A 12574-nucleotide genomic window follows, 5' to 3' on the forward strand; every position below is an offset into this window, starting at 1 on the left:
ACCGCCGTCTTCATGTTGTCGTAAATGCCGCGACCAGGTACGCCGCCAAACACCCGGAAGCCGTGCCAATGGGCATCGAAGAGCATCTCGTGTGTCTGGAGCAGATACGCCCGCACAAGAAACGCCCGGCTGTGCGATAACTTCATGTGCGCCACCTGCAGCTTCACGCGTTCCCCGCCGATCACGGCATAGTCCTCACTCCAATCGAATTGGAATGCTTCGCCTGGCCGGAAAGACAGCGGAACGAATATGCCTCGTCCAGTTGTCTGCTGCTCGCGTTGTCGCTCCGCTCGCCAATCACGAGCGAAGGCGGCAACCCGGCCATAGGAACCGGTGAAGCCGAGAACAACCAGATCGGCATGAAGTTGCTTCAGCGTTCGCCGCTGCTTGCGTGATTTGTTCGCCTCGGTTCTAAGCCAACTCGACAGTTTATCCGCAAAAGGATCCAGCTTGCTTGGTCGCTCTGCAACCGTAAATGTCGGCTCAATCGTTCCCGCGTTCAGATATTTGGTGATCGTGTTGCGTGAAAGACCGGTACGCCGGCTGATCTCCCGTATCGATTTCCTCTCGCGCAGTGCCATACGGCGGATGATGTTTAAAAGTCCCATGTGGATCACTCCGTTGCTCCCATCGCTCATAGCGGGGGAGTAGGTTCACATGGCTCAATTCTCGATGGAAATTAGTCGCCCAACCGGCTCAGTTCCGCGTGAAAACCAACAGTGGGACACCTAAACCCACCTCCTCCGGGCTTTCAGGAGACTTTTCAAGTCTTCTCGACCGCACCACTCTCTTCCTGAGAAAATTTGATTTGCGCCTGATTGGCAGCAACGATTTATCTTCAAAGACAAAATGAAAAGCCCGCTTGAAGCGGGCTTTTCTTATAAATTATCGCTATGTTCGCCCAGTTTCGGCGAACGTCTGTCGAGTTTTAACTCAGCATCCGAGAATCGGATCGGCGTGCGCAGCCCCGGGATACCATCTGGATCGATTCTCATCTGACGCGCGATAAATTGCGGGTCGGAAAACACATCCTCAACCGTGTTGATCGGCCCGGCGGGCACACCTGTTTTGGCAAGCGCTGACAGAAGATCATCCCGTAGCCATTGCTTCGTACGCTCTTCCAACAAAGCCGTCAGAGCATCGCGATTGGCAACGCGCAGCGAATTGGTGACAAATCGGGAATCACTCGCCAGTTCGCCAACTCCAAGCAGAGCCGTCAGCTTTGCAAACTGACCATCATTGCCGCAGGCGATAATGAAATAGCCATCCGATACAGGCAGCGTTTGATAAGGCGCGATATTGGGATGCGCATTACCCATACGCTTGGGCGAAATGCCGGATGCCAGATAGTTCATGCCCTGATTGGCAAGAACCGCTGTCATACAATCAAACAGCGCCATATCGATATGCTGGCCCCTGCCCGTGCGCTCACGCATGATGAGCGCCGACTGGATAGCGATGACACTATAAAGCCCCGTAAAGATGTCTGCGAAAGCCACACCAATCTTCTGCGGTTGCCCGTCCGGCTCACCGGTCAGGTCCATGATACCGCCCATGCCCTGGATCATGAAATCATAACCCGCACGCTCTGCATAAGGCCCGGTGTGGCCAAACCCCGTGATTGAGCAATAGATCAGGCGTGGATTGATCGCTTTCAGGCTTTCATAATCGAGACCGTATTTATCAAGACCGCCGAGCTTGAAATTCTCAATCACCACATCAGCATCGGCAACGAGCTTACGCACAAGTGCCCTGCCCTCTTCGGTGCGAAAATCAGCGATGATCGACTGTTTGCCACGATTGCAGGCGTGGAAATAGGCGGCCGACTTTTCGCCTTCAACCTCGATAAAGGGCGGCCCCCATGTGCGGGTATCGTCACCTTCAGGGCTTTCGACCTTAATAACATCCGCACCGAGGTCGGACAGTGTCTGTCCGACCCATGGACCGGCCAGAATGCGGGCCAGCTCAATGACTTTCAGACCCGCAAGCGGTGTATTCTGCATTTCTCAAAACCTTTCCGGTGATCAGAAAAAGGCCTGAATGCCGGTCTGCGCACGCCCGAGAATCAGCGCATGAACATCATGCGTGCCTTCATAGGTGTTGACGGTTTCAAGATTTTGCGCGTGGCGCATGACGTGATACTCGATCTGAATACCGTTGCCGCCATGCATGTCACGCGCCTGCCGTGCAATATCGAGCGCCTTGCCGCAATTGTTGCGCTTGACGATAGAAATCATTTCAGGCGCCATTTTGCCTTCGTCAAACAGACGACCAACGCGTAAAGAGGCCTGCAAGCCAAGCGTGATTTCAGTCTGCATATCGGCGAGCTTCTTCTGATAAAGCTGCGTGCCAGCCAGCGGCTTGTCGAACTGTTTGCGATCAAGACCATACTGACGGGCGCGGAACCAGCAATCCTCTGCCGCACCCAGCACACCCCATGAAATGCCATAGCGCGCACGGTTGAGACAGCCGAACGGACCCTTGAGGCCTGACACATTCGGCAGCAATGCATCTTCCGATACTTCCACACCATCCATGACGATTTCGCCAGTGATCGAAGCGCGCAGCGAAAGCTTGCCGCCAATCTTCGGCGCAGAAAGACCCTTCATGCCCTTTTCAAGCACAAAGCCACGGATCGCACCGTCGTGCGCTGTTGACTTGGCCCAGACTACGAACACGTCAGCAATCGGCGAATTGGAAATCCACATTTTGGAACCGCTGATGCGATAGCCGCCATCGATCTTGTCGGCGCGAGTTTTCATGCCCGCAGGATCGGAACCCGCATCAGGCTCAGTGAGACCAAAGCAGCCGATCAATTCGCCGGAAACCAGACCCGGCAGATATTTCTTACGCTGCTCATCTGAGCCATAAGCATAGATCGGATACATGACGAGCGACGACTGAACACTCATCATCGAACGATAGCCGGAATCGATGCGCTCGACTTCACGCGCCACCAGACCATAGGAAACATAACCGGCATTGGCTGCGCCGTATTCTTCGGGAAGCGTTACGCCAAGAAGACCAGCCTGCCCCATAAGGCGGAACAGGTCCGGATCGGTCGTTTCATCCAGATAGGCTTTTTCAATGCGTGGCAGTAGAACATCGCTTGCAAAAGCCTGCGCCGAGTCGCGGATCATCCGCTCGTCTTCGGTCAGCTGCTCATCAAGCAGAAACGGATCTTCCCAGTTAAATGCGGCACGCGACATGAATGGTCTCCTCAGATTTGGTTGGAGAGACTATGGCGCAGCCTATTTCGACATGCAATTTACGTTTACTCATCGATCTATTCCATTTAGTAATAGATCATGATTTCGCTATCGAGACGCCTGCTTCCTTCAACAAGCGCGCTTGCTGCCTTTGATGCAGTGGCGCGGCATGAAAGCTTTTCGAGTGCTGCGGAAGAGCTGTCTCTGACGCAAGGCGCAGTCAGTCGTCAGATCGCTCTGCTGGAAGAACAGCTTGGCGCCGCTCTGTTTGAGCGCACCAGCCGCCACGTTATGCTGACCGATGCCGGGCGCGCTTATCTTCATGCGATCAGCCCTGCCCTTGCCGCCATTCGTGCGGCGTCATTGCAGGTCATGTCGCAAATGCGTGGAACGACGCTTAATCTCGCATTCCTGCCGACATTTGGCACCCGCTGGCTGATCCCACGGATTCCCCGTTTTGTGGCGCAATATCCGGATATTATTCTGAATTTTGCCACCCGTATTGGCCAGTTCGACTTTGAACGTGAGGGCCTTGATGCGGCAATCCATATTGGCCAACCAGACTGGCCCAATGCCGATTGCACATTTTTAATGGAAGAAACGGTTGCGCCTGTGTGCAGCCCGGCTTTTCTGAAACAGCATCCCGTCAATTCGCCTGCGGACCTGTTACGCCTGCCGCTTTTCAACATGGCATCACGCCCCGGCGCATGGAACCACTGGTTTAAAAGCCTCGACATTGCTGCACCTGTAGCAAGCGGAATGCGCTTTGAGCAGTTCTCGAATGTCTCTCAGGCTTGTGTCGCGGGTCTTGGGATTGCGCTTATGCCGCTGTTTCTGATCAGTGCCGAAATTGAAAACGGGCAGCTTGTCGTGGCCTATCAGCACACCGTCAAAAGCCCGAGCAGCTATTACTTTGTAACACCGCAGGCGCGCGCAAACACGCCTGCCGTTAAAGCCTTTCGCGACTGGCTTCTCACCGAGATCAATCGCGAGTTTGATCCTCACGCCATCGAATTGCTGACAATCTCATAAGAACGAAGACGCTTCTGATGGTCATAGATCATGCCTGTGACCATCAGTTCGTCAGCGCCGGTGCGTTTAGCAAATTCGCGAATCCCCTTGTCGACGGTTTCAGGGCCACCCACAACACGACATGACAGCATCTGGCGCACCAGTGCTTGTGCTGAGGGATCAAGTTGCTCCAGATACCCCGCGACAGGTGCTGGCAGCTTGCCCGGACGACCGCTGCGCAAATTCACAAATGCCTGTAATTGCGATGTGAACAGATAATGTGCTTCTTCATCCGTATCCGCCGCAATGACATTCAGCCCAAGCATGACATAAGGCTTTTGCAGATATTCAGATGGCTCAAACCGTTCGCGATAAAGCTCGACGGCGCGCTCCATGTCAGCCGGTGCAAAATGGGAGGCGAAGCTATAAGGCAGCCCCAGCATAGCAGCCAATTGCGCACCAAACAGGCTGGAGCCGAGAATCCAGACAGGAACATTCAGCCCCGCGCCCGGCACTGCCTGTACGCGCTGCCCCGGATCGGCTGGCTTGAAATAATTGAGAAGCTCCACGACATCGCGTGGAAAATCATTGGCGCTGCTTTCCAGATTGCGGCGAAGTGCATGCGCAGTCATCTGATCGGTGCCCGGCGCACGACCAAGCCCCAGATCGATACGCCCCGGAAACAGCGAGGCCAGCGTACCAAATTGTTCTGCGATCACCAGTGGCGAATGGTTCGGCAGCATGATTCCACCCGCACCAACGCGGATGGTGGATGTGCCCGCTGCCACGTGGCCAATCACAACGGAGGTTGCAGCACTGGCAATGCCCGGCATGTTGTGATGCTCGGCCAGCCAATAGCGCGTAAAGCCCAATTTCTCGGCCTGCTGGGCCAGTTCGAGCGTGTTGCGCAGAGACTGCCCTGCATTACTGCCTTCAGGGACGGGTGAAAGATCAAGGACGGATAAAGGTATCATGCTTGCTCATATGGTGTGTAACAGCCGGGATGCAACTTCATCCCAAGAAAAAGGGCGGCCCACATGTGACCGCCCTCAATCCGATTATTCAATACAAGTTTCAGTGATGGGCTGCCGCCGCAGCCTCCTTGCTATCTTCCGACGACGGCACGAATTCGCCTTCAACGTCCTTCTTGGCAATAAATGTATAGAACATTGGCACCACGAACAGCGTGAAGACCGTACCGATTGTGATACCGGTGAAGATCACCAGCCCCATCGAGTAACGCGCGGCCGCACCCGCACCACTTGCCATAATCAGCGGCACAACGCCGAGCGCCATGGCAGCCGTGGTCATCAGAATCGGCCGAAGACGCGTTTCAGCAGAGAGGATGATGGCCTCACGACGCGAATGACCATGCAAGCGACGTTGCTGATTGGCGAACTCCACCATCAGAATGCCGTGCTTGGTTATCAGCCCGACAAGTGTGATGAGACCGACCTGTGTGTAGATGTTGAGCGTTCCAAGGCCAAGGTTCAATGGCACAATCGCACCGAAGATCGAAAGCGGTACTGACATCATGATGATGAACGGATCGCGGAAGCTTTCGAACTGCGCCGCAAGCACCAGATAGATCACGATAACGGCAAGGCCAAAAGCGATGAGGATCGTATTGCCCTGCTCGACTTCCAGTCGTGACTGACCGGAATAGTCGAGGAAAAATCCTTCCGGCATCTTCGAGCGAGCCAGATCAACAAGCGTCTGCAGGCCCTGACCTGTCGTGACACTAGGCATTGGCAGAGCGGAAATGGTAGCGGAATTGAGCTGATTAAACTGCTCAATAGCGGCAGGCGATGCATTTTGCTTGATTTCAATAACCGACGACAACGGAATCATTGCGCCGGAAACACTGCGAACAAAGAATTCGCCGAGCTTTTCCGGGGTCGAGCGATAGGCATCCGGCACCTGCGTGATGATGTCATAGCTATTGGAATCGCGGTCGAACTTGGCAATCGATGCACCGCCGGTCAGAAGACCAAGCGTCGAACCAATATCGCTAACCTGAACGCCAAGCGTTGCAGCGCGATCACGATCAATGGTGATCGTGGTCTGCGGCGCATTATAGGACATCGAGTTCTGGACGATGATGAACTGGCCTGTTGCCTGAGCTTCGTTCTTGATTTCTTCAGCCAGTTCAAAGACCTGACTGGATGGGCCAGTTGATTGAAGCGCAATCGAAATCGGCAAGCCACCGCCAGCACCGGGCAGAGACGGAGGCGCAAAAATAAATGCGTCAACGCCCGCAACCTTGGTCAATCTTGCGGTCAGATCTTCCTGAATTTGCTTTTGCGAACGCGTGCGTTGGGACCAGTCTTTAAGAACCCAGAGCGCAATACCCGATGTTGTTCCGCCATCCATACCAACGATCTGGAAGCGTGTATCCAGTTCCGGCAGATCTTTGGTCAGGCTGTCAATCTGTTCTGCATAGAGGTTGGTATAGGCAGAGGTCGCATATTGCGGAGCCTGGAACATCGAGAACAAAGCGCCGGAATCTTCTTCAGGAGCAAGTTCCGTCGAGGTGTTCACGAAAAGGAAGCCTGTGAGCCCCACCAGAGCAATAACGATCATCAATGTAATCGGACGATAATTAAGCGACCCGGATACCATCCCATGATACCACTTTTCGAGCTTCTTAAAATTCTCGTCGATGATTTTCTGGAACCGGGACGGTTCACCGTGTTTGAGCATACGGGCGCACATCATCGGTGAAATCGTCAGAGCAGCAATACCGGAAATGATAACCGCGCCGGCCAGCGTGAAAGCAAACTCTCTGAACAGCGAACCAGTCAGACCACCGGTAAATCCAAGCGGTGCAAACACCGCGGCCAGCGTAATCGTCATCGCGATAATCGAACCGGTAATTTCCTTCATGCCCTTGAAGGCGGCATCCATCGGACGCAATCCCTCTTCGATATGGCGGTGAATGTTTTCAAGCACCACGATCGCGTCATCGACCACAAGACCAATCGCCAGAACCATCGCAAGCAGCGACAGAAGATTGATCGAGAACCCGAGAACATAGAGAAAGAAGCATACGCCAATCAGCGAAATAGGGATCGTGACAATGGGAATAAGAACCGAGCGGAACGACCCAAGGAAAATGATAATGACCAGAATAACGATCGCGACAGCTTCACCAATGGTGGTGAAAACTTCATTGATGGAAGAGCTGATCTGCTCGGTCGCGTCATAGACGAGATCAAGTGTCATGCCCTCCGGCAGAGATGCTTGAATGGCCGGCAGTTCTTTCTTGAAAGCCGTTGCAACATCAATCGGGTTCGCAGACGGTGTCGGGTAAATTGCTAGGAACGTACCGGCCGAACCGTTGAACGAAACAATCGTATCTGTACTTTTCGCAGCAAGCTCAACTTTCGCCACATCGCGCAGACGCACAATCTGATCGCCGGTTGATTTAATCGGCATTGCGCCAAAAGCTTCCGGTGTCTGCAAGGTCGATTCAAGCGTAATCGATGATGCAACATACTCGTTTTTTGTCTGTCCAGGCGCAGACAGGAAGTTCGACGCTTTAATCGCCGCCAGTACTTCAGCCGCCGTAACCTGACGCGCGGCAAGCTGGATCGGATCAATCCAGACGCGCATCGAATAGACCTGACCACCCAGAATATCAGCCTTCGCCACACCCTGAACGGTGGAGATACGCGGCTGCATGACGCGCTGCAAATATTCAGTGATCTGTTCGCTGGTCATATTGGGGTTCTGCGCAGCCAAATACATGGTTGCGAAGCTCTGCCCCGTTCCCTTGACGATCACGGGATCATCAGATTCAGTCGGCAGATTGCCGCGAACCTGATTAACCTTGGCAATCACTTCCGTGAGTGCCGCATCGGGATTAGCGCCCAGTTTCATCTGAACCGTCACCGTGCTCGACGATGGACGGCTGGATGATGTGACGTAATCAATGTTTTCAGTCGTCGCCACCGACTCTGCAATTGGAGAGGTGATGAAACCCTGAATAAGCTCAGCGCTTGCCCCCGCATAAGCGGTCGATATGGTAATAACTGTCTCATCGACTTTCGGATATTCGCGCACAGAAAGCTGCGCGATACCCTGAAGGCCGAGAAGAATGATCATAAGAGCGACCACGGTAGCAAGTACGGGTCGCCGGATGAAAATATCGGAAAAACTCATCTTGCTCGCCTATTACTTGTCAGCCGCTGGGATCGGATTGACCGTGTTGTCAATCGTTACGGGCGTTCCCGCTGAAAGCCGGTTCTGGCCTGCTGTAATCACGATGTCGCCAGCCTTGAGGCCATCCGTGATCTCAACCACACCACCATAACTCCGGCCGATTTTTACGAAAACCTGCTGGGCAACCAGCTTTTTAGCATCACCTTCAGGCGCTTTTTCGCCCTCTTTTGGCTGTGCCGGACGAACAGCATAGACATAGTCGCCATACAGGCTGCGAATGACAGCAGTCTGTGGCAGCGCCAGCACATTGTCTTCCTTTGGCAGTTCAACACGAACCTGAACAAACTGACCTGGTGTCAGACGAGGTTCGTCATTCTGAACTTCCGCACGCACAGAAACCAGGCGGCTCGCAGGATCGATCTTGGGATCGATACCAACGATCTTGCCATTATAATTGAGCTGTTCCATGCTTGGACCAACCTGCACGGGTTGGCCGAGCCTAAGCTCAGGCAACGACTGTTCCGGCACCGTGAAATCGATGCGCATCTTGTCGGTTTCCTGCAAGGTCCCGATTACGGTGCCCGGTGTCAGATACTGACCGATATCAACCTTCGCAATACCAATAACACCCGTAAACGGTGCTGTTACCGTCTTCTGATCAAGTACAGCCTGCATCTTTGCAACAGCGGCCTTTTTGGCACTCGCCGCAGCTGCCGTCGTATCAACGTCGGAAACCGCACCTACACCGCGCGTGCGCAAGGTTTCAGCACGCTTCAGATTCTGGTCTGCAAGCACGGCCTCGGCCTTCGCAGCAACAAGGTCCGCAGTCTCGATGCTGTTTTCGAGTTGGAGAAGGACCGTCCCCTTTTTTACTTCCTGGTTGGCTTTAAAGTCGATTTTATCGACAATGCCACTAACCTGAACCGTCAGGTCAACACCATTGATTGCATTGGCCGACCCAATCGCTTCGATGCCCGGCGTCCATGTCGTCGGCTCCAGCGTGATCGTGGAAACCGTCTTGGCCGGCTGCTGCATATTGGCGAAGAAGTCCTTAATCGCCTGTGTCCTGAACAGGTTAAAACCGACGAGCCCTCCCACGACGATCACGAGGAAAATAATTGCCAGAATAAGGCGTTTGATCATTGCGGAAGCACTCCAGGGTGTCATTGGCGCGCGTCCTATTTGTTGCTCACAATTTGGTCGCACGTATTTTACTTGAATAACTGTCGAAAATAACTGTACCGTCTGGACGGTATTGTCAACTATTGAACTGTCAGGAGACCACTGGAATTGCATACCAAGAATAAGGTCTCTTCGCGAGAGCGCATTTTGCGCGCAGCAGTGGAACTCGCCCAAGAGGTCGGCCCAGCCCATCTCTCTCTCGACGCGGTTGCCGCTCGCGCGGGCCTCTCAAAGGGCGGATTGCTCTATTCGTTTCCAACAAAAGCAAAATTGCTTGAGGGTGTGGTCGAAGAATATATGAGAGAACACGAACGGGCGATGGAGGTTCAGGAAACCCTTCAACGCGGCGATAAAAATCGGGTTGTACGCGCCTTTTTTGATGTTTTTCGTCTTCAGGCAGATGATGAGCCGCCAGCCAGCGGCATCCTTGCTGCCCTCGTCGAAAATCCGGATTTCATGATCCCGGTCAGGCGTTACCACCGAGCCTTGTTGGATCGAATGTTGAAAGATGCAACCGATAATGATCTTGTTTTAATTACTTATCTGGCGCTGACAGGCTTAGAATGCGGGCGCTTGCTCGACTGCGACATTGTGAACGACGAAGAACGCCATTCCGTCATCTGCCGCTTGGAAAAGCTGCTCGAAGCCGGGTAACTTATTGATTTAACATACATACAAAAAACGCGCCTATGAGGCGCGTTTTTTGTTAAATTAAAGAGCGGGTATATCGCCCCTCTCCCATCCGGCTGTCGTTTCAGCTGCAAAATCTTCAAAACGACCTTCCGCAATCGCTGCACGAATACCCTGCATAAGATACTGGTAATAGGCCAGATTGTTCCATGTGAGAAGCATTCCACCCAGTGCTTCACCCGATTTGACCAAATGATGCAGATAGGCGCGGCTGTAATCGCGTGTTGCCGGGCAGTTTGATTCAGGATCAAGCGGACGATGATCATCGGCATGACGCGCATTGCGCAGGTTCACCTTGCCAAAGCGCGTGAACGCCAGACCGTGACGCCCGGCGCGTGTCGGCATCACGCAATCAAACATGTCGATCCCGCGGGCAACGGATTTCAGAATATCATCCGGCGTGCCGACGCCCATCAGATAGCGTGGCTTTTCTGTTGGCAGGATCGGGCAAACTACTTCGAGCATGTCGAGCATGACGTTCTGAGGCTCACCAACGGCCAGACCACCAACGGAATAGCCCTTGAGGTCCATCGCTTTCAGTGCTTCCGCCGAGCGCTCACGCAGGCGCGCATTGTCACCGCCCTGCACGATGCCGAACATCGCTTTCCCTGGCTGCGTGCCAAATGCCACCTTGCAACGCTCAGCCCACCGCAGCGACAGTTCCATCGCGCGTTCTGTGTTGCTTTCCGGTGATGGCAGCGCCACGCACTCATCGAGCTGCATCTGAATATCGCTGTCGAGCAGCCCCTGAATTTCGATGGAGCGCTCCGGCGTCATTTCATATGGCTTGCCGTCGATATGCGAGCGGAAGGTCACGCCATTTTCATTAAGCTTACGCAACTGTGCGAGCGACATGACCTGAAACCCGCCGGAATCGGTCAGAATTGGGCCTTTCCAGCCGCCAAATTCATGCAGGCCGCCAAGACGGGCCACGCGTTCGGCACCCGGACGCAGCATCAGATGATAGGTATTGCCGAGGATAATATCCGCGCCCAAATCCTTCACCTGATCCATATACATGGCCTTGACGGTTCCGGCTGTGCCAACCGGCATGAAGGCAGGCGTACGTACCACGCCGCGCGGCATGGAGATTTCGCCCTGACGGGCTGCGCCATCACGCGCAAGCACTTTGAATTCAAAATTTTCGCTGGTCATGGCGTGTCTCTAATGAATTATGCCGGAAAAGGAAACAGGTTCATGCACGTTCTAAAAGGGAAGAGTCCCCGTAGGAATAGAAACGATAGCCTGTGTCGATGGCGCGCTTATAAGCTTCATGCATGGTTTCAAAACCGCTGAAGGCCGAAACAAGCATGAAGAGCGTCGAGCGCGGCAGATGAAAATTGGTCATCAGCAGATCGACTGCCCGGAACTTGTAGCCCGGTGTGATGAAAATATCCGTCGGCCCGGCCCATGGGCGAATGATGCCATCTTCACCGGCAGCACTCTCAATAAGACGCAGCGATGTTGTACCAACACAGATCACCCGGCCACCGCGGGCATGAACGGCATTGAGCGCATCGGCAGTCTCCTGCGAAACATAACCGATCTCGGAATGCATCTTGTGGTCCGTCGTATCGTCGGCTTTGACCGGCAGAAATGTGCCCGCCCCGACATGCAGCGTCACGAAATGCTCTTCGATGCCACGCTCGCGGATTTTTTTGAGCAGCTCTGGTGTGAAATGCAGCCCGGCAGTCGGTGCAGCGACAGCGCCTTCTTCGCGCGCGTAAACAGTCTGATAATCGCTGCGGTCGCGCTCGTCTTCAGAGCGCTTGGATGCGATATAGGGCGGCAAAGGAATATGGCCAACGGAAGCAATGGCTTCATCGAGCATGGCACCCGAAAGGTCAAACACCAGCAGCACCTCCCCCGCATCTCCCTTTTCGGCAACGGTCGCGTCGAGAGTTCCAAGGGAACAGCTTGAACCGGAATGACCGAAACGGATGCGATCGCCTTCTTTCACGCGCTTGGCCGGGCGCAGAAATGCTTTCCAGCGATCCGGGCCGGTACGCATGTGAAGCGTCGCACTCACCTGCGAAATATTGCCATCGCGCTCACGCATCCCTTCAAGCTGTGCGGGAATGACTTTTGTATCGTTGAAAACCAGTGCATCACCCGGCTGCAACAGATCAGGCAATTCAAATACCTGTCGATCTTCGAATGGCTGGCCGGGACGCACACGCAACAGCTTGGCGTGATCGCGCGGCTCGGCTGGACGCAGAGCAATACTCTCTTCCGGTAAATCGAAATCGAAAAGATCAACACGCATCATAAACCTCGGCAAAGCAAGAGCGGCCCCGGCAAAACCGGAGCCGCTATAT

General features: G+C 54.1%; 10 protein-coding genes. 2 read left to right on the forward strand and 8 right to left on the reverse strand.

Annotated elements, in window-relative coordinates; genetic code table 11:
• The 3 genes from istA to VBH83_RS07250 all read right to left on the reverse strand — a co-directional run.
• Window positions 1-608 (reverse strand): IS21 family transposase (gene istA / locus VBH83_RS07240; protein WP_396996966.1); only part of this gene is annotated, 608 nt, incomplete at its 3' end.
• A 270-nt stretch (window positions 609-878) separates the two neighbouring features.
• Window positions 879-2003 (reverse strand): CaiB/BaiF CoA-transferase family protein, encoded by a 1125-nt coding sequence (locus VBH83_RS07245; RefSeq protein WP_265984667.1) that lies wholly within the window; start codon window positions 2001-2003, stop codon window positions 879-881.
• 21 nt (window positions 2004-2024) lie between these two features.
• Entirely contained in the window at window positions 2025-3209 is a 1185-nt protein-coding gene (locus VBH83_RS07250) for an acyl-CoA dehydrogenase (RefSeq protein ID WP_265984666.1), read from the reverse strand.
• 99 nt (window positions 3210-3308) lie between these two features.
• Between VBH83_RS07250 and VBH83_RS07255 the strand changes: the two genes are divergently transcribed.
• Window positions 3309-4241, forward strand: coding sequence for a LysR family transcriptional regulator (locus VBH83_RS07255; protein WP_265984665.1), 933 nt, complete (start codon window positions 3309-3311; stop codon window positions 4239-4241).
• Here VBH83_RS07255 and VBH83_RS07260 read toward each other — a convergent pair.
• The 3 genes from VBH83_RS07260 to VBH83_RS07270 all read right to left on the reverse strand — a co-directional run bounded on the left by VBH83_RS07260 (window position 4211) and on the right by VBH83_RS07270 (window position 9527).
• The gene (locus tag VBH83_RS07260; RefSeq protein ID WP_396996970.1) at window positions 4211-5194 is read right to left on the reverse strand and encodes an LLM class flavin-dependent oxidoreductase; all 984 of its coding nucleotides are present in this window, start codon (window positions 5192-5194) and stop codon (window positions 4211-4213) included. The two genes, VBH83_RS07255 and VBH83_RS07260, sit on opposite strands and share 31 nt — an antisense overlap.
• A 100-nt stretch (window positions 5195-5294) precedes the next feature.
• Complete coding sequence (locus tag VBH83_RS07265; RefSeq protein WP_265984663.1) at window positions 5295-8384, reverse strand: efflux RND transporter permease subunit; 3090 nt, start codon at window positions 8382-8384, stop codon at window positions 5295-5297.
• Between the two features lie 12 nt (window positions 8385-8396).
• Window positions 8397-9527, reverse strand: a complete 1131-nt coding sequence (locus tag VBH83_RS07270; protein ID WP_396996972.1) for an efflux RND transporter periplasmic adaptor subunit — start codon at window positions 9525-9527, stop codon at window positions 8397-8399.
• 147 nt (window positions 9528-9674) lie between these two features.
• On the opposite strand from VBH83_RS07270, the gene VBH83_RS07275 reads away from it, so the two are divergent.
• Entirely contained in the window at window positions 9675-10220 is a 546-nt protein-coding gene (locus VBH83_RS07275; protein ID WP_265984661.1) for a TetR/AcrR family transcriptional regulator, read from the forward strand.
• Between the two features lie 57 nt (window positions 10221-10277).
• On the opposite strand, the gene tgt is transcribed toward VBH83_RS07275, so the two are convergent.
• Together tgt and queA are read right to left on the reverse strand one after the other, a co-directional pair.
• A complete protein-coding gene (gene tgt, locus VBH83_RS07280; RefSeq protein WP_265984660.1) occupies window positions 10278-11411 on the reverse strand; it encodes a tRNA guanosine(34) transglycosylase Tgt in 1134 nt (377 codons plus the stop codon).
• Window positions 11412-11451: 40 nt separating this feature from the next.
• Window positions 11452-12522: a tRNA preQ1(34) S-adenosylmethionine ribosyltransferase-isomerase QueA gene (queA, locus tag VBH83_RS07285; protein ID WP_265984746.1), complete on the reverse strand. Its 1071-nt coding sequence runs from the start codon at window positions 12520-12522 to the stop codon at window positions 11452-11454.
• Between the last annotated feature and the right edge of the window lie 52 nt (window positions 12523-12574).

This window comes from Ochrobactrum sp. S1502_03, from assembly GCF_044435015.1.
GTDB classification, from domain to species: Bacteria; Pseudomonadota; Alphaproteobacteria; order Rhizobiales; family Rhizobiaceae; genus Brucella; species Brucella chromiisoli.